General features: G+C 70.1%; 14 protein-coding genes. 8 read left to right on the top strand and 6 right to left on the bottom strand.

All coding sequences use genetic code 11. The features are described from left to right. Nucleotides 1–15 precede the first annotated feature (15 nt). Nucleotides 16–1,209 (bottom strand): RtcB family protein, encoded by a 1,194-nt coding sequence (locus ACWCP8_RS31440; protein ID WP_352265226.1) that lies wholly within the window; start codon nucleotides 1,207–1,209, stop codon nucleotides 16–18. 170 nt (nucleotides 1,210–1,379) lie between these two features. Here ACWCP8_RS31440 and ACWCP8_RS31435 point away from each other — a divergent pair, with 170 nt between their 5' ends. The 3 genes from ACWCP8_RS31435 (at nucleotide 1,380) to ACWCP8_RS31425 (ending at nucleotide 4,637) form a co-directional block, all read left to right on the top strand. Beyond that, nucleotides 1,380–2,162 (top strand): DUF3558 domain-containing protein, encoded by a 783-nt coding sequence (locus tag ACWCP8_RS31435; protein WP_352265224.1) that lies wholly within the window; start codon nucleotides 1,380–1,382, stop codon nucleotides 2,160–2,162. 143 nt (nucleotides 2,163–2,305) lie between these two features. Further along, complete coding sequence (locus ACWCP8_RS31430; RefSeq protein ID WP_451119551.1) at nucleotides 2,306–3,082, top strand: DUF3558 family protein; 777 nt, start codon at nucleotides 2,306–2,308, stop codon at nucleotides 3,080–3,082. 208 nt (nucleotides 3,083–3,290) lie between these two features. Then, nucleotides 3,291–4,637: a DUF2637 domain-containing protein gene (locus tag ACWCP8_RS31425; protein WP_451119549.1), complete on the top strand. Its 1,347-nt coding sequence runs from the start codon at nucleotides 3,291–3,293 to the stop codon at nucleotides 4,635–4,637. A 120-nt stretch (nucleotides 4,638–4,757) separates the two neighbouring features. On the opposite strand, the gene lysS is transcribed toward ACWCP8_RS31425, so the two are convergent. Then, on the bottom strand, nucleotides 4,758–6,518 hold the full coding sequence (gene lysS, locus ACWCP8_RS31420) for a lysine--tRNA ligase (protein WP_451119547.1): 1,761 nt from the start codon (nucleotides 6,516–6,518) through the stop codon (nucleotides 4,758–4,760). Nucleotides 6,519–6,652: 134 nt separating this feature from the next. Between lysS and argS the strand changes: the two genes are divergently transcribed. After that, nucleotides 6,653–8,428 (top strand): arginine--tRNA ligase, encoded by a 1,776-nt coding sequence (gene argS / locus ACWCP8_RS31415; RefSeq protein ID WP_451119545.1) that lies wholly within the window; start codon nucleotides 6,653–6,655, stop codon nucleotides 8,426–8,428. Nucleotides 8,429–8,581: 153 nt separating this feature from the next. Here the strand turns inward: argS and ACWCP8_RS31410 are convergent, their stop codons facing one another. From ACWCP8_RS31410 to ACWCP8_RS31395, 4 genes are all read right to left on the bottom strand, one after another. Beyond that, nucleotides 8,582–9,376 (bottom strand): triphosphoribosyl-dephospho-CoA synthase, encoded by a 795-nt coding sequence (locus tag ACWCP8_RS31410; protein WP_451119543.1) that lies wholly within the window; start codon nucleotides 9,374–9,376, stop codon nucleotides 8,582–8,584. Between the two features lie 3 nt (nucleotides 9,377–9,379). Continuing rightward, nucleotides 9,380–10,312, bottom strand: a complete 933-nt coding sequence (locus tag ACWCP8_RS31405; RefSeq protein ID WP_451119541.1) for an intradiol ring-cleavage dioxygenase — start codon at nucleotides 10,310–10,312, stop codon at nucleotides 9,380–9,382. A gap of 111 nt (nucleotides 10,313–10,423) precedes the next feature. After that, nucleotides 10,424–11,197: a class II aldolase/adducin family protein gene (locus ACWCP8_RS31400; protein WP_451119539.1), complete on the bottom strand. Its 774-nt coding sequence runs from the start codon at nucleotides 11,195–11,197 to the stop codon at nucleotides 10,424–10,426. Next, nucleotides 11,194–12,174 carry a C-terminal binding protein gene (locus ACWCP8_RS31395; RefSeq protein WP_352265211.1) on the bottom strand — a complete coding sequence of 327 codons (981 nt, stop codon included), beginning with the start codon at nucleotides 12,172–12,174 and terminating at the stop codon, nucleotides 11,194–11,196. The genes ACWCP8_RS31400 and ACWCP8_RS31395 overlap by 4 nt, the downstream gene beginning before the upstream one ends. A 219-nt stretch (nucleotides 12,175–12,393) precedes the next feature. Here ACWCP8_RS31395 and ACWCP8_RS31390 point away from each other — a divergent pair, with 219 nt between their 5' ends. The 4 genes from ACWCP8_RS31390 (at nucleotide 12,394) to ACWCP8_RS31375 (ending at nucleotide 17,735) form a co-directional block, all read left to right on the top strand. Next, on the top strand, nucleotides 12,394–13,293 hold the full coding sequence (locus ACWCP8_RS31390; RefSeq protein ID WP_352265209.1) for an Lrp/AsnC family transcriptional regulator: 900 nt from the start codon (nucleotides 12,394–12,396) through the stop codon (nucleotides 13,291–13,293). Nucleotides 13,294–13,492: 199 nt separating this feature from the next. Continuing rightward, a complete protein-coding gene (locus ACWCP8_RS31385; protein WP_451119536.1) occupies nucleotides 13,493–15,148 on the top strand; it encodes an amidohydrolase in 1,656 nt (551 codons plus the stop codon). 61 nt (nucleotides 15,149–15,209) lie between these two features. After that, nucleotides 15,210–16,559, top strand: coding sequence for an MFS transporter (locus ACWCP8_RS31380; protein ID WP_451119534.1), 1,350 nt, complete (start codon nucleotides 15,210–15,212; stop codon nucleotides 16,557–16,559). A 369-nt stretch (nucleotides 16,560–16,928) separates the two neighbouring features. Beyond that, nucleotides 16,929–17,735, top strand: a complete 807-nt coding sequence (locus ACWCP8_RS31375) for a DUF4253 domain-containing protein (RefSeq protein WP_451119532.1) — start codon at nucleotides 16,929–16,931, stop codon at nucleotides 17,733–17,735. Nucleotides 17,736–17,750 lie beyond the last annotated feature (15 nt).

The raw sequence follows: 17,750 nt of genomic DNA, 5'->3' as shown, positions 1-17,750 counted from the left end.
CGGCGCGAGAGGCACTCAGCCCTTCACGCACACCACCTGCTTCAGCTTCGCGACGACCTCCACGAGGTCCCGCTGCTGCTCGATGACCTGCTCGATCGGCTTGTACGCCCCCGGAATCTCGTCCACGACGCCGGAGTCCTTACGGCACTCCACACCCCGCGTCTGCTCCTCCAGATCCCGCGTCGAGAAGCGCCGCTTGGCGGCGTTCCGGCTCATCTTCCGGCCGGCGCCATGCGAGGCCGAGTTGAACGACTTCGCGTTCCCGAGGCCCTTCACGATGTACGAGCCGGTGCCCATCGATCCGGGAATGATGCCGAGGTCCCCCGACCCGGCCCGGATCGCACCCTTACGAGTGACCAGCAGGTCCATGCCGTCGTACCGCTCCTCCGCCACATAGTTGTGGTGGCAGGAGATGACCGGGTCGAAGGTCACCCGGGCCTTCTTGAACTCCTTGCGGACCACGTCCTGGAAGAGCCCCATCATGATCGCGCGGTTGCGCTTCGCGTACTCCTGGGCCCAGAACAGGTCGTTGCGGTAGGCCGCCATCTGTGGTGTGTCCGCGATGAAGACGGCCAGGTCGCGGTCGACCAGTCCCTGGTTGTGCGTCAGCTTCTGGGCCACCCCGATGTGGTGCTCGGCGAGCTCCTTGCCGATGTTCCGGGATCCGGAGTGCAGCATCAGCCAGACCGAACCCGACTCGTCGAGGCAGAACTCGACGAAGTGGTTGCCCGACCCAAGCGTTCCCATCTGCTTCGTGGCACGCTCCCGACGGAACTTGACCGCATCGGCCACCCCCTCGAACCGTCCCCAGAAGTCGTCCCAGCCCGCCGTCGGGAAGCCGTGCAGCCGCCCGGGGTCCACGACGTCGTCGTGCATCCCACGCCCCACCGGAATGGCCTGCTCGATCTTCGATCGCAGCCGCGACAGATCTCCCGGCAGGTCGTTGGCGGTCAGGGAGGTCTTCACTGCGGACATTCCGCAGCCGATGTCCACCCCCACCGCGGCCGGGCAGACCGCACCGTGCATCGCGATCACCGAGCCGACGGTCGCACCCTTGCCGTAGTGCACGTCGGGCATGACGGCGAGCCCCTTGATCCAGGGCAGAGTGGCCACATTCTGCAGCTGCTGCATCGCGCCGCCCTCGACCGAAGCCGGGTCGGCCCACATACGGATGGGGACCTTGGCCCCCGGTACCTCTACATACGACATAGTTCCTCGATTCCCCCGAAAAGTCTGAAAGCGCAAAACCGGTGCCAAGGTCGGCAAATGAGTCGGTCGACCGGCATTCACAGCGGCGCGTGCGATACACATTGTGTCCACCGGCCGCCATCGAGCGGCAACCGTTTTTCGCACGAAGGGAGCCCAGGATCGTGCGACGAATGGCGTACGTACCCGGCGCCGCGCTCCTTGCAGCGCTTGTCGTCGGCTGTAGCGCCGACACCGGAACCGACGGCTCCGCCGCCGACAGCAGGCCCGGCGGCCCGACAGCCTCCCCCGCCGCACCAGCGGGCAAGTACCGCACACTTCCCGACCCTTGCCGCTCCGTCACGCACTCCACCCTGAAGGACCTGCTTCCGGGTGTCGCCGAACTGCCGGAGGACCAGCAGGAGAAGGCGTATGCGGGAACGGCCGCCGTCACCTACGACACGGACCGCCGCGTCGGCTGCACATGGAAGGCCGAGGCCCCAGATTCGTCCCGCGGCCTCTCCCTCGACTTCGAGCGGGTCGTCTCGTACGACACCTCTGTGAGCGACGACGACCGTGCCGACGAGGTGTACGGGAAGAAGGAGGCCGCCGCCCATCTGCCGTACTCCGCATCGGACTCCCCCTCGGACTCCCCTTCGGACTCGGTCTCCCCGTCGGGCTCGGCACCGAGTGACGGGGAGACCGACGGAAAGAGCGGCGACGGGGCCACCGAAGACCTTCAACCGCGCGTCCTCGACAACCTCGGAGATGCCGCATTTCTGGACGATCTACTCATCCAGGCAGGTTCCACCGCACAGCACCGGACGGTGAGCGTGGTATTCCGCACATCGAACGTCATCGTGACCGTCCAGTACACCGAGCAGCCCGCCCCCTCGACGGAGATCCCCGACAGCAAGGAACTGCAGGAGAAAGCCCAGGCGCTGGCCCGGAAGCTGGTCGACAAGTTCAGCGAATAGTCCTGCGCCGATCGCCCCGGACCGGCGGCGGCGCCCCTCGGCGGCCCACCCGGCCGAGGCGGCATCCGGCCGCCGTCCGTCGTACCGTGGCCCTCCGGAACACCCGCCCGACCGCCCACCCGCGCCGCCCGAGTGAAGGAACCATGCACCGATCAGCCTCGCGACTCACCCGCATACTCGCCTGCGCCGCCGTCCCGGTGATGCTCGTCGTCGCCGGCTGTTCGTCGGACTCCGGCAGCAAGAAGGGGTCGGACAGCTCCTCCTCCGCTCCGAGCGCGAAGAAGTCGGTGCCGACGGTCGCGCCGGCGAAGTTCGCCGGGCTGCCCGACCCGTGCAAGGCGATCTCCACGAAGACGATCACTTCGCTGGTCCCCAAGGCCAAGAGCAAGGCCGGTTCGCCGGCCACGTCCAGCGACACCTCGGCGCGCGCCGGCTGCTCCTGGAACGGCCTCGACGACAACGGCGTCAAGGGCTCGCAGTACCGCTGGCTCGACGTCGGCTTCACCCGTTTCGACTCGGACCAGGCTCTCGGCAGCGGCGCGAAGCGTGCCGGGGACGACCTCACGAAGCAGCTCGCCAAGACCAGGACGGCCGAGGGCGCGAAGAAGATCGTGGAGGCCCCCGTCAGCGGTATCGGCGAGCAGGCCACCAAGGTCACGTACGACCTCTCCAAGACCGGTGAGGACTTCAAGTACGCGACGATCGTGGCCCGTACGGGGAACGTCGTCGTCACTCTGACCTACAACGGCGCGGGTTACGCGGGTGCGGAGACGCCGTCCGGCGCCGACATCCTCAAGGATGCCGAGAAGGCCGCCAAGGAAGCCGTCGCCGCGGTCGCCGACGCCAACGCCGTCGCCGACGACAAGCAGTCGAGCCCGTCGGCGAGCCCGTCGAAGTCGGCCAAGTCGTCGTCGAACTAGGCCTCACAGGGGACCGGAAACGGGCCCGGCGCCGGCTCGCCCGGCAGCCGCCCCGATCCCCAACCCTCCTGCCCAGAAGCAGTTTTACGAAGCCCGGTCCTGCCCCGAGGACCGGGCTTCGCCCCTCCCCGCGCAACGCACTCCACACACATGTGCCAGGCTGTGCCCGCCAGAAGTCGAAGAAGGGGACACAGGAAGGGGATCGCGGGTGGCCGCGATGCAGCTGACACGCACGCACCGGATACTCATCGGGGTCGTCGTCGCCGGCGCGGCAATCATCGCCGCGATCGGTTTCGCGGGCTCGTACGCCGCCGTGCGCGCGCTCGCAGAACAGAAAGGCTTCGGGAACTTCTCCCTGGTCTTCCCGATCGGCATCGACGCGGGCATCTGCGTACTGCTGGCGCTGGACCTGCTCCTGACCTGGATGCGGATACCGTTCCCGCTGCTGCGCCAGACGGCCTGGTTGCTGACCGCCGCGACGATCGCCTTCAACGGCGCCGCGGCCTGGCCCGACCCGCTCGGCGTCGGCATGCACGCGGTGATCCCGGTGCTGTTCGTGGTCGCCGTCGAGGCCGCCCGGCACGCGGTCGGCCGGATAGCCGACCTGACGGCCGACAAGCACATGGAGGGCGTCCGGCTCACCCGCTGGCTGCTCTCCCCCATCCCCACGTTCAAGCTGTGGCGCCGGATGAAGCTGTGGGAGCTGCGTTCCTACGAGCAGGTCATCAAGCTCGAACAGGACCGGCTGATCTACCAGGCCCGGCTCCAGGCGCGTTTCGGGCGGAACTGGCGCCGCAAGGCACCCGTCGAGTCGCTGATGCCGCTGCGGCTGGCGAAGTTCGGCGTTCCGCTGGCCGACACCGGCCCGGCCGGGCTGGCCGCAGCGGGCATCGAACCCGCTCTGCTGCCCCCGGCTCCCGCCCCGGCCGTCGAGACGGCACAACCCCAGGCCGAGCTGCCGTACGCCCCGCAGCAACAGCGGCAGGCGCAGTACGCCGACCCCCAGCAGCCCCAGCCACCGCACCAGCAGCAGCACACCCACCCCTCCGACCCGGCCGCCGAGGCGTGGCCGCAGGAGGGCCCCGGCTCGCACGACAGCCCGTGGTTCGCGGCTCAGCAGGTCTCGGAGGGTGCGTACGAGGGCACGTACAACCCGACGTACGTCGAGGGCCTGGAGCCCACCCCCGTCATGATCCCGTCGGGTCCGGGCGGCCGCACCCGCCCCCTGGGCAACGTGGGCACGATCGGCGCGGTTCCGCATCCCCGCAGCGAGGAACCCCTGCCGGAACAGCCCCAGCAGCCGCAGCAGCAGCAGCCCGAGGCGGACCCGGCCGAGTGGGCGCAGGAGGACGCGGAGTTCGGCGAGATCGCGTACGAGGTGTTCGCGGCGTACGTGAACAACCACAACGACTACCCGAGCGTCGAGGCCCTGGACATACATGTCTCGGACGGCCACAACGTCAGGCACCCGCGCAGCGCCGCCCTGATCCGCCGTCTGATGCCGGAGTTCAAGAACCGGTACCACTCGGAGCTGGAAGCGGATCACATCGCTTAGACCGGCACCACCCGGACCGCCCGGCGCTCGAGGACGGAACGCCCAGGACGGAACGCGCAGCACGGAGGGCCGTCACCCGCATCACCGGGTGACGGCCCTCCGTGCAACAGCAGCAGGCGGCTACGCGCCCAGCAGCTTCCGAACCCGCTCCGCACCCACGGCCAGCAGCAGCGTGGGCAGCCGCGGCCCGGTGTCCCGGCTGACGAGCAGCCGGTACAGCAGGGCGAAGAACGACCGCTGCGCGGTCTTCAGCTCGGGCGTCGGCTTGGCGTCCGGCTCCAGCCCCGCCAGGATCTTCGGCACGCCGTAGACGAGCGTCGTCAGCCCGTCCAGCGACCAGTGCGACTCCAGCCCGTCCAGGAGCAGCTGCAGCGACCGGCGCCCCTGCTCGTCCAGCGAGCCGAGCAGCTCCTTGTCCGGCTCGTCGCGGACGACGGTGCGGGCCTCGGCCGGAACCTGGCTGGTGATCCAGTTCTCCGCGCGGTCGAGCCGCGGCCGCGCCTCGTCGAGCGATGTCAGCGGGTTCCCCGGGTCCAGGTCGCTCAGGATGCGCAGCGTCTGCTCATCGTGCCCGGCCGTGATGTCGACGACGGACGCGAGCGTGCGGTACGGCAGCGGGCGCGGCGTACGCGGCAGCTCACCGGCGGCCGTGCCGATGGCCCGGGCGTACGCAGCGGCGTCGGCGGGCAGCACGGAGCCCTCGGCGACCTTGCGGGCCAGCGAGTCCCACTCGTCGTACAGCCGCTGGATCTCCTGATCGAAGGCGATCTTGAAGGACTGGTTGGGCTTGCGGCGCGCGTACAGCCAGCGCAGCAGCGGCGCCTCCATGATCTTCAGCGCGTCGGCCGGGGTCGGCACGCCGCCCTTGCTGGAGGACATCTTCGCCATGCCGGAGATACCGACGAAGGCATACATCGGGCCGATCGGCTGCACACCGTCGAAGACCTCGCGGACGATCTGGCCGCCGACGACGAACGACGAGCCGGGCGACGAGTGGTCCACACCGCTGGGCTCGAAGATCACGCCCTCGTACGCCCAGCGCATCGGCCAGTCGACCTTCCAGACCAGCTTGCCGCGGTTGAACTCACTGAGCCGGACAGTCTCGGCGAAGCCGCAGGCGACGCACGTGTAGTTCAGCTCGGTCGTCTCGTCGTCGTACGACGTGACGGTCGTGAGGTCCTTCTCGCAGTTGCCGCAGTAGGGCTTGTACGGGAAGTAGCCGGCGGAGCCACCGCTGCCGTCGTCCTCGCTCGCCGCGCCGGAGCCCGCCTCGGCCTCGAGCTCGGCGTCGTCGACCTTCTTCTGCTGCTGCGGCTTGTTGCCCTTGCCCGCGGCCGCCGGGTCCTTCTTCGTGCGGTACCGGTCGAGGACGGCGTCGATGTCGGCGCGATGCCTCATCGCGTGCAGGATCTGCTCGCGATAGGCCCCCGCCGTGTACTGCTCCGTCTGGCTGATGCCGTCGTACTCGACACCCAGTTCGTCCAGCGCAGCCGTCATGGCGGCCTTGAAGTGCTCCGCCCAGTTCGGGTACGCGGACCCGGCCGGGGCGGGCACGGACGTCAGCGGCTTGCCGATGTGTTCGGCCCACGACTCGTCGACACCGGGGACGCCTGCCGGGACCTTCCGGTAGCGGTCGTAGTCGTCCCACGAGATGAGGTGCCGGACCTGGTGCCCCCGGCGGCGGATCTCGTCCGCGACCAGGTGCGGGGTCATGACCTCACGGAGGTTGCCCAGGTGGATCGGGCCCGACGGCGAAAGACCGGACGCGACGACGACCGGTTTGCCAGGCGCACGACGCTCCGATTCGGCGATGACCTCGTCCGCGAAGCGGGAGACCCAGTCGGCCTCGGTGCTGCTCTGACTCTGAGCCACGGTCGGCACGTCCTTCTCTCTGGTAGGGCTCGTAGGGGCACCGTCCATTCTCCCAGGTCCCACCGGCAGCGCGAAAACGGCTTTACAGTGCGTGGGATACTGGGCGTGATCCCTTGTACCCCTACGGAAACGGCAGCCGCCCCATGGCCTCGGTCAATTCCCTCGCTTCCACGCTCCAGCAGCAGCTGGCGGACGCCCTGACGGCAGCTCTGCCGGATGCCGGCACCGCGGACCCGCTGCTGCGCCGAAGCGACCGGGCCGACTTCCAGGCCAACGGGATCCTGGCCCTCGCCAAGAAGCTGAAGGGCAACCCGCGCGAGCTCGCGTCCCAGGTCACGGCCGCGATCCCGGCAGGCGACCTGATCAAGGAGATCGAGGTCTCCGGCCCCGGCTTCCTGAACATCACGCTCAGCGACAAGGCGATCATCGAGACCCTGGCTGCGCGCGCCGCGGACGACCAGGGCCGGCTCGGTGTGCCGTACGGGCAGAACGCGGGCACGACGGTCGTCGACTACGCGCAGCCGAACGTGGCCAAGGAAATGCACGTCGGCCACCTCCGGTCCGCGGTGATCGGTGCCGCCATGGTGGAGGTCCTGGAGTTCACCGGCGAGACCGTGGTCCGGCGCCACCACATCGGCGACTGGGGCACCCAGTTCGGCATGCTCATCCAGTACCTGATCGAGCACCCGCAGGAGCTCGACCACCGGGGCGGCGAGGAGCAGGACGGCGAGGCCGCCATGTCCTCGCTGAACCGGCTCTACAAGGCGTCGCGGGCGCTCTTCGACTCCGACGAGGAGTTCAAGGCCCGCTCCCGGGACCGGGTCGTCGCGCTCCAGGCCGGCGACGAGGAGACGGTCGCGCTCTGGCAGCGGTTCGTCGACGAGTCGAAGATCTACTTCTACTCGGTCTTCAACAAGCTCGACATGGAGATCCGCGACCCCGACATCGTCGGCGAGTCCGGTTACAACGACATGCTCGAGGAGACCTGCCGGATCCTGGAGGAGACAGGCGTCGCCGTCCGCTCCGAGGGCGCGCTGTGCGTGTTCTTCGACGACGTGAAGGGCCCGGACGGCAACCCGGTCCCGCTGATCGTCAAGAAGACGAACGGCGGGTACGGCTACGCGGCGACCGACCTCTCCGCGATCCGCGACCGGGTCCAGAACCTCAAGGCGAGCACCCTGCTGTACGTCGTGGACGCGCGGCAGTCGCTCCACTTCAAGATGGTCTTCGAGACGGCCCGCCGGGCAGGCTGGCTGAACGAGGACGTGAAGGCACACCAGCTGGCGTTCGGCACGGTGCTCGGCAAGGACGGCAAGCCGTTCAAGACCCGTGAGGGCGAGACGGTCCGGCTGGTCGACCTGCTGGACGAGGCGATCGAGCGGGCGACGGCCGTCGTGCGCGAGAAGGCCGAGAAGGTCGGCCTGACCGAGCAGGAGATCGTCGAGAACGGCGAGTACGTCGGTATCGGCGCGGTGAAGTACGCCGACCTCTCCACGTCCGCCGTGCGGGACTACAAGTTCGACCTGGACCAGATGGTGTCGCTGAACGGCGACACGTCCGTGTACCTCCAGTACGCGTACGCCCGTATCAAGTCCATCCTGCGCAAGGCGGGCGAGATCCGGCCGGTCGCGCACCCGGAGCTGGAGCTGGCCCCGGCCGAGCGGGCGCTGGGCCTGCACCTGGACCAGTTCGGCGAGAACCTCGCCGAGGTGGCGTCCACGTACGAGCCGCACAAGCTGGCCGCGTACCTCTACCAGCTGGCCTCGCACTACACGACGTTCTACGACCAGTGCCACGTGCTGAGCGACGACAACCCCGCCGAGGTGGTCGAGAACCGGCTCTTCCTCTGCGACCTGACCGCCCGCACCCTGCACCGGGGCATGGCGCTGCTCGGCATCCGCACCCCCGAGCGTCTCTGAGCACAGCCGGACGACGAAGGAGGAGGCCCGGCGCGCATGCGTGCCGGGCCTCCTCCTTGTACTCCTCGGCCGGTCAGTGGCCGGCGTCCGCCCACTCCGGGCCGTGTCCAAGGCCGAGGCCAAGACTCCGACCCCGGCAATCGGGCGCATCGGTCACGTGAGGAAGTCGACGAAGAGGGCGGCCGCCAGGAGCTGGGCGCTGCCTCGGGGGCTCAGGTTCCGGGTACGCAGGTGCCGGTCGAAGTCCTGCAGGGCCTGCCGCCCCGCCTCGGTGCCCGTACCGCCCGCGTCCAGGACGGCACGGGCACCGTTCTGCACCTCGCGCAGGCCGTGCGGGCCCCCGGTGTGGAGGAGTCCGGTGTCCTGAAGGGTGCTCATCACGGTGAGCAGCGCGTCGAGCCGCGCCTGCGGCTCGCGCAGCCCGGCACCGCGGGCCTTGCCCAGGGCAGCCGTTGCCCTGCGGACGTGCGGAAAGCCGGCTCGTGCTTCGCCCCGGGCGCCCGCCGCGCCGTTACGGGTGGCGACCGCCGATCCGGTCGTCGGGCGGCGCGGCGCTCGGCGGTCGGGGAACATGGCGAGCTGCCGGGCCATGGCGGTGATGTCGTTCACGCCCGTTCCGCGGACCAGGGCGGCGGAGGCGACGAGCAGGCCGAGCGGCCAGACGACCCCATGGTGAAGGGGGGTGCCGCCGTTCGCCACGGTCATGGACCGTTCCGTGCACCGGCCGATCGCGCCGAGTTCCTCGCGCAGCGTACGGGTGGGCTCACCGGTGCGGCGGGCGGCGGCGGCCATCGCCGCTAGGCCGGGCGCCAGCGAGCGGGCCGACCAGCGCAGGGCGCTGATGTCCGAATCGCGGGCGTCCGGGAGGCCGGGCTCAGGGGTCAGCTCGGCCTCGGCCAACAGTGCGTCCACCGCCGTCCGTGCAAGTCTCTCCTCCTCGCGACCCATCGGTTACGAGGACGCGGTCGGCTCGGACGAACCGCTCGGGGCGCCGCTCGGGGGCGTACCGGTGGGCGCGCCGCTCAGGGGCGTACCGCCATCGGCGCCGCCCGCGCCGTCATTCTCGGCATCCGGGTCGATACCGAGGACGACGGTGCCGGTGAAGCCCTTCTCGATCTTGTTCTTGTTGATCGGCTCCAGGGTCAGCAGCCCGCCGGCGGCGCCGCTGCCCTCGTACACCATGTCGTCGTCCAGGGCGGTGTACGAACCGGAGTGCTGGGAGTAAGGCTCCAGGGCGAAGACGGACTTGGCGGTCTCGTCGTCGAAGAAGAGCTGGCCGGTGTAGTTCACCTTGCCGCCCTCGTAGGTGCCGTCCTCCTTCTCGCCACCGGTGTGCACCTTGACGTGGATGTGGCAGGTGCGCGGGGTGTACCAGCCGGGCATGATCGTCTCGAACTTCACGACACCGTTCCCGTTGGCTATCCGGTAGCCACGCAGATACGTCTGGTCGTTCGCGGAGGAGCCGTCCTCGCTCTCCGCGGGCGCGCTGCCGCCGGGGTTGGCCGTGGTGTAGCCGGAGTAGTAGCCCCAGGCGTCGCAGTGCCAGATCTCGACAGCGGCACCCTTGACCGGGTTGCAGGAGTCGGTGGTGTCCTGAACGGTGATGTCCAGGTGGAGCGGGACCCCGTCCTTGCCCTCGGTGATGTCCTTCCGTACGAGCGCACCGTCCAGGTAGTACGGCCCCTCGGTGATGCCGGACATCAGCACGCACTGACCGCTGGAGGCGGACGAGGAGCCGGCGGTGGTCGCCGTCGCCGCGGTGGCGTCCGAGCCGAAGGCGTTGACGCCGACCGCGGTGACCACTCCCACTCCGGCTACCGCTCCACCACCGATGGCGAGCGCCTTGCGCCTGGTCACCGTCTTGTCCGCGTGTTTCGCTGTCATGGTTCCCGACCGTAGGACGTCAACCTGGCAGTCCCCTCGCCCGGAGCTGTGTGACGGCTGTGTCTCTCCGCCATCACGGCCGTCGCATCCGAGCCACCCCCCGGACGCCGCTCAGTCCCGGTAGTCCGGAGCCATCCGGTCCAGCAGGCGCAGCATGGCCGCCCACGCCAACTCGTAGGCCCCGTCGTCCTGGAAGTCCGCGTCCGCCTCGCCCGCGAGCTGACGGGCGGTGTACTCGCAGGTCTCGGGGGAGGGGACGGTCAGCCGTCCGCCGCCCGCCTGCGCGGTGACCTGGATCTCGCAGGCCTTCTCCAGGTAGTACATGCGCAGGAAGGCCTGGGCCGCGCTCTCACCGACCGTCAGCAGACCGTGGTTGCGCAGGATCAGCGCCGGGTGGTTGCCGATGTCGTCCACCAAGCGCTTCTGCTCGTCGAGGTTGAGGGCGACTCCCTCGTAGTCGTGGTAGCCGACGCGGTTGTAGAACTCCATCGACATCTGATTCAGCGGCAGCAGTCCGTCGCTCTGCGCCGCGACGGCGCAGCCGGCCCTGGTGTGGGTGTGCAGCACGCAGTGGGCGTCCTCGCGCGCGGCGTGGATCGCGCTGTGGATGACGAAGCCCGCGGGGTTGACCGGATACGGGGTGGGCTCGACCGGGTTGCCCGTCAGATCGATCTTGACCAGGTTGGAGGCGGTGATCTCCTCGAAGAGGAGGCCGTAGGGGTTGATGAGGAAGTGGTGATCGGGCCCCGGAATCCTCAGCGAGATGTGCGTGAAGATCAGGTCGGTCATCCGGAAGTGCGCCACGAGCCGGTACACGGCGGCGAGTTCGCGCCGCAGTCGCGTCTCCTCGTCGACAGTTGCGTCAGCGGTCTGCACGTCGGTCATGAGGGGGCTCCTTCGAGGGTCGGGTCGACCACCGGGGTGAGGGGCCGTCCGGTGCGGTGCCAGGCGATGACGTTCTCGGCGGGTGCGCACACGTAAGCCCGCTGCGATGCGTCGGAGAGATAGGCGCTGTGCGGCGACAGCTGGATGCGCGGGTGGCTGCGCACCGGGTCGTCGAGTGGTGGGGGTTCGACCGGGAACACGTCCAGTGCCGCCGCCCCGAGCCGACCGCCGTCCAGGGCGGCCAGCAGGGCCGCGGTGTCGACGAGTTCGCCGCGGGCGACGTTCACGAGGAAGGCGCCGGGTCGCATCCGGGCGAGCAGCGCCGCGTCGACCATGCCGCGGGTCTGCGGAGTCAGCGGTGTGTGCAGGGAGAGCACGTCGGAGGCGGCGACCAGCTCGTCCAGGCCGAGCCGTTCGACACCGTCGGGCCACCCTGCGTCGTCGGCGTGCGGGTCGTACGCGGCGACGCGGCCGAAGACGGGGGCCGCGATCCGGGCCAGGGCCCTCGCGATACGCCCGAAGCCCAGCAGTCCGAGCGTCAGCTCACCGGCCCTGCGCGGGACTTCGGCGAATTCGGTGTTCCATCCGCCGCCGCGCACGGTGGCGTCGGCCTGGGGCAGCGCGCGCACCAGGCTGAGCGCGCCGGCGAGCGCATGCACGGCGACGTCCTCGGTCGCGGCATGCGGAAGGTTGCTCACCCACAGTCCGCGTCGCCGCGCCTGCGCCGTGTCGATCATGTCGTACCCGGCGGACATGGTGGCCAGCATCCCCACACCGGGGAGGCGGTCGAGCAGCCCGGCCTCCACGGGTGCGTAGCCGACGATCAGCGCGACGGCGTCACGCGCGACGGCGGCAATCGCGTCCGGGTCGCGACTGCCGACGACGCGCGTGTCGAATCCCGCGTCGGCCAGCAGCCGTGCGCCCGGACCGACGTCGAGTTCCTCGGGGTCCGTGAACACCACCAGGGGCCGGCTCATCCCATCCTCCTCAAGTTCCTCAGAGCACCGCGTAATGATGATTCGTTCGCAACACTCGCGCAGAACCTACGTTTCATCCGGCGAAATTGTCCAGGGATGGTGATGCGATCGTTGTTGACGCACACCATCCAGGTCCGGCCCCCCGCACCCCCGTGGTCGACAATGGACCCCACCCCGGGCGCTCCCGCCCGGGCAGTCGAGCCGAGGGGAAGCGCCCAGGTGGATCTGGACCACACCGATCTGGCCGTCGTCCGCGAACTGCAGACGGACGGCCGCCTGACGTACGAGACGCTGGCGCAGCGCGTCGGCCTCTCCCGGCCCGCCACCCGCGCCCGGGTGCAGCGGCTGCTCGCGGGCGGCGGCGTGCGCGTGGTCGCCGTCGTGCATCCGGCCGTACGGGAGCTGACCGCATCGGCCCACCTGTCGATCGGCGTGAGCGGCCCGGCCGAGCCGGTGGCCCGTGCGATCGCCGCCATGCCACAGGCGCCGTTCGTCACGCTCACCGCGGGCAGCCGCGCGGTGATGGCGGAGCTGCGCACCAAGGGACTGGCCGAGCTGGACCGGGCCGTGGAGTCCATCCGCTCCCTGAAGGGCGTGGACGTGGTGGATCCACTGATCTCCCTGGAGCACCTCAAGGACCCGTATCTGCTGGCAGGCCGGCCCGAGGTGCCGGAGCTGGACGAGACGGACCGGCTGATCCTGGACGAGCTGGAACGCGACGGGCGGCTGCCCTTCGCGGAACTCGCCGAACGCGTGGGCCTCTCCCCCGGCGCCGCCCGCGCCCGCACGCTGCGCCTCCTCGACGGCGGTGTCGCCAAGGTGCTCGCACTGGTGCGGCCGGAGCTGCTGGGGCTGGGCCTTCTGTGCGGTTTCGCCGTACGGCTGGACGGCGACCGGGATGCGGTTGCGCGACGCATGGCCGCCTGGGACCGGGTCTCGTTCCTCTCCGCCTGCATGGGGCGCGCGGAGCTCGTCGGAACGATCAGCGCGGAGTCCCTCACGGCGGTGCGCGACACGCTGGAGGAGATGCGGGCCTGCGCGGGTGTGCGCGCAGTGGAGAGCTGGATCCATCTGGAACTGATCAAGGAGCGCTACGACCTGACCAACCACACGCCCTGACGAGAAGCTTCACCCCACTGCGGCCATGCCGGACGATACGTAAGTCAAAAACGCCATCACATTCCGAAAACTTTGTGAGCAAGGGGTCTAGGCAAGGCATCGTCTGCTGAATATCGTCCATGCGAACGAATCAGCCGTCGCGACCTCTCGGCGCGTACGGCTTCTCATGGACGTCCCCCGGTCGAAAGCAGGCCCCCTCATGCACCACCCCCTCGACGACACCGACCGCACGCTCCTGGTGACCGGCGCGGTCGTCGCCGCACCCGGCACCTCCGTACGCGCCGAGGCCCTGGCCGTCCGTGGCGGCCGGGTCGTCCACGTCGGCACCGCCGAAGACGCCCGCGCCGCGCTCGGCGGCCGGCCCGACGAGGCCCTCGACCTGGACGGAGGCCTCGTCCATCCCGGATTCGTCGATGCCCACTGCCACCCGGTGATGTACGGGCAGGCGCTCGCCTGGGTCGACTGCCGGCCCGAACGCGTACCCGACATCGAGACGCTCGTCACCGTTCTCACCGACGCCGCCCGCGAACTGCCCGCCGGAGTCCCGGTGCGCGGCTTCGGCTACGAGCACCGCAGGCTCGCCGAACAACGCCACCCCACCTGTCACGACCTCGACCGCGTCGCCACCGACCGCGAGGTGTACGTGATGAACGCCTCCGGTCATGGCGGTGTCGTCAACTCCCACACCCTGCGCACCTGCGGCGTCACCGCAGGCACCCCCGACCCCGAGGGTGGCAGCATCGGCCGCTTCACCTCCGGCGAGCCCGACGGCCAACTCTGGGACGCCGCCTGCGACCTGCTCACCGGCCCCGGCGGAGTGAAGATCGGCAACCACGGTCCGAACTTCCACCTCTCCGAGCCGGACGCCATCATGGCCGACCACCTCCAGCGCGCCCAGGAGGTCTTCCTCGCCGCCGGAGTCACCACCGTCGGCGACGCCCAGGCGTCCCGCCGCGAGATGGAGACGTATCTGCGCGCCCGCGCCGACGGCTCCCTGCGCATGCGGGTCTCCGCGTACCTCACCTCCGCGCTCCTCGACACCGCGCTCGACCTGGGCGTGGTGAACGGCTTCGGAGACGACCTGTTCCGCATCCAGGGCGTCAAGTTCTACGCCGACGGGACGCTCGGCGGCTGGACCGCCTACTTCCCCGACGGGTACGCCGCCGACTGCTGCCACCACGGGCAGCTGTACCACTCGGCGGAGGAGTACGCCGAGCTCGTCACCCGCGCCCACCGCGCCGGGCTCCAGACCGCCACGCACGCCCAGTCCCCGTACGCCATCGGTATGGTCCTCGACGCCGTCGAGAAAGCACAGACCGACCGGGAGCGCCCCGACATGCGCCACCGGATCGAGCACGCGGGCCTGCCCACCGACGAACAGATCGCCCGCATGGGCCGGCTGGGCGTCATCCCGGTGATGCAGCCCCAGCACCACCTGCGCACCGGCGACGGCACACTGACCGCAGTCGGCGACCTCGGCCACCGCTACAACCCGGCAGGCGCCTGCCTCACCGCGGGTGTCCCCGTCGCCATCAGCTCGGACGCCCCCGTCGCCCCGCCCGCCCCGCTGGAGGCCGTCTCCGCCGCCGCGACCCGGCGCACCGTCCTCGGCACCGTCCTCGGCGACGCCTCGCTGCGGATGCCCGTGGCGGACGGTCTGCGCGCGCACACCGAGTCGGCCGCCCGCGCCCTGCACCGCGAACACGCCGTGGGCGCGCTGGCCCCGGGCATGCTCGCCGACTTCGTCGTCCTGGAAAGCGACCCGCTCACCGCGGACCCGGCCGGACTCACCTCCATCGGCGTACGCGAGACCTGGATCGGGGGCACCCGCGCCTGGTCCGCCCCCGGCCGCTGACCCACTCCCTCCCGCTCGCACCATCCCCTTCCCCGCCACCCCTCCCGCCCCCGGAGGCCCCATGTCCCCGCAGTCCAGCACCAGAAAGAGCCCGTACAGAGCCGCCTTCGCGGCGCTGGCCGGGACCTCCATCGAGTGGTACGACTTCTACGCGTTCGCCACCGCAGCGGCGATCGTCTTCAACGACGTGTTCTTCCCGCCGGACATGTCGCCGTATCTCAGGACCCTGTCCGCCTTCGCGACCTTCGCCATCGGCTTCCTGCTGCGCCCGCTCGGCGGCATCGTCTTCGGACACATCGGTGACCGCGTCGGACGCAAGAAGACCCTGGTCATCACGCTGGTGATGATGGGCGTCGCGTCCTTCGCCATCGGCCTGCTGCCCACGTACGCCCAGGTCGGCGCGCTCGCCCCGATCCTGCTCATCGTGCTGCGCCTGGTCCAGGGCATCGCGATCGGCGGGGAATGGGGCGGCGCGGTACTCATCGCCGTGGAGAACGCCCCGCGCGGCAGGGCCGCCTTCTTCGGATCGTTCGCCCAACTCGGCTCCTCGGTCGGCGCGTTGCTGTCGACCGGCGCCTTCAGTCTGATGAACCTCTTCGGCGACGACGCGTTCATGAGCTGGGGCTGGCGCGTGCCCTTCCTGGCCTCCGCCGTGCTGGTGATCGTGGGGCTGATCGTCCGGGTCAAGCTGGAGGAGTCCCCGGTCATGGAGGAGGTGCGCAAGGAACAGGGGGCGAAGGCGGAAGAGGCGGCCAAGCTGCCTGTCGTGGAGGTCTTCCAGAAGGCCTGGCGAACGGTCCTCATCGGCGTCTTCGCGCTGGCCACCGCGACCGGCGGCTACTACGTCGTCACCAGCTTCCTGCTCTCCTACGGCACCGGGGACCTCCACCTGTCGGAGTCCATGCTGCTCAACGGCCTCACCCTGGCAGCCTTCCTGGAACTCCTCGTCACGCCCTGGCTGTCCTGGCTCGCCGACCGGGTCGGACCGCACAAGGTCGTGATCGCCGGCCTCGTGGGCGTCATCGTCCTCGCCCTGCCGCAGTTCATGGTGCTGGGCACCGGCAGCGTCTTCCTCATCTGGCTGATGATGCTGGCCATGCGCCTGGTGATGTCCGCGCTGTACGGACCCATCGCGTCGATCCTCGTCGAAGGCTTCGCCACGCACGTCCGCTACACCGGCATCTCCCTCTCCTACCAGCTCTGCAACATGGTCTTCGGCGGCCTCGCACCGCTCGCCGCGGTCTCCCTCGCGGCAGCCGCGGGCGGCCACTACTGGCCACCGGCCGTCATGCTGATGGTGATCTCGGCGATCGGCATCGTCTGCACGGCACGCCTGCGCCGACTCGGCACACCGCCGGCCGGCGAGCTGACGCGGGACCCTGCCCGGCAGGCGGTACAGGCAGCCTCGTAAGGACCTGCGGCCACGCCGTGTCCTCGATCCGCCGGACGGCCTTGAATTTCGAGCCCGTCCGGCGATTGAGGACACAACGGCAACCGGACGGACCCGGTCGAGCCGTGCGGCCACAGCACTGGCATCGGCCGCATGGCGATGTTCGTGCACCTGACACCCACGGCGAATGCCGCCCGCATCCGATGTTCCGGGAGGCCGGTCGAGTTCACCGCACCCGAGCCGCCCTGACCGAACGCGCACCACACGACCCCGACGCCCGCACCTTCACCGTCGCCCCGCCGCCCGGGCCGCTTTCACCGGTCACGTCGAGCGCGCCGACGCCGGGGGCCCGACCGTCGATTGTCAGTGGCGGCCTCTAAGGTCACCGGCATGGCGACACTCCCGAACCCCCTTCCGACACTGGCCACTTCCGGGCTCCAGCTCCCGCCCGGCACGCTGGTCGACGCGACGCACGACGGACCGTGGCACGAACCCCTGCTCTGGTACGCGGACGGATCCGCGACCCCGGACACCTGGCCCCGGCTGCTCGACGAAGGCAGGTCGGTCGGGCTCCTCCCTGTCCTCCTCGACGGCGGGACACGCGGCGAGTGGCCCGAGAAGTGGGAGCTCAGCCCCGGCAGGACGTCGTACCCGGGTGACCACCACGCGGAGGACGTACTGGGCGAGCTCTGGGAGGAGTACGCGGAGGACGAGCTGGAAGGGGCGGCGATCGAGCCGTTCGGCCCGGAGTGGCCGGGCCTGGCGCCCACCCCGTCCGTGAGCGACCCCGCCGACGCGGAGGAACGGGCCGCCGAGATCGCCGCTCGGCTAACCGACGCGGACGGCCGCACGCCGGGAGCCCGGGCGGCGCTGGTCCCCGCGCGGCGCAGCGCGGACATACCGGCGGCGATCGGCTGGACGGGACCGCTCAATTACGAGAACGACGTGGCACGGCTCTGCGCGGTGCTCCGGTCCTGGGAGGACCGCTTCGGCATACGCGTCGTGGCGCTCGGCTTCGACCATCTGATCGTCTCGGTGGCCACCCCGCCGACCACGGTCGACGAAGCGGTAGCGGTCGCCGCCGAGCACTTCGCGTTCTGCCCGGACAACATCGCCCACAACACCCCGGACACCCTCCGCGCCTACGCGGACCAGTACGTGCTGGGCGAGGATTCCTGGTCGTTCTGGTGGGACTGAGGACGCACCTCGTCC

The organism is Streptomyces sp. NPDC002206, assembly GCF_053593595.1.
The sequence above is the reverse complement of the archived record's forward strand: the minus strand, read 5'-3'. Positions and strand labels throughout refer to the sequence as shown.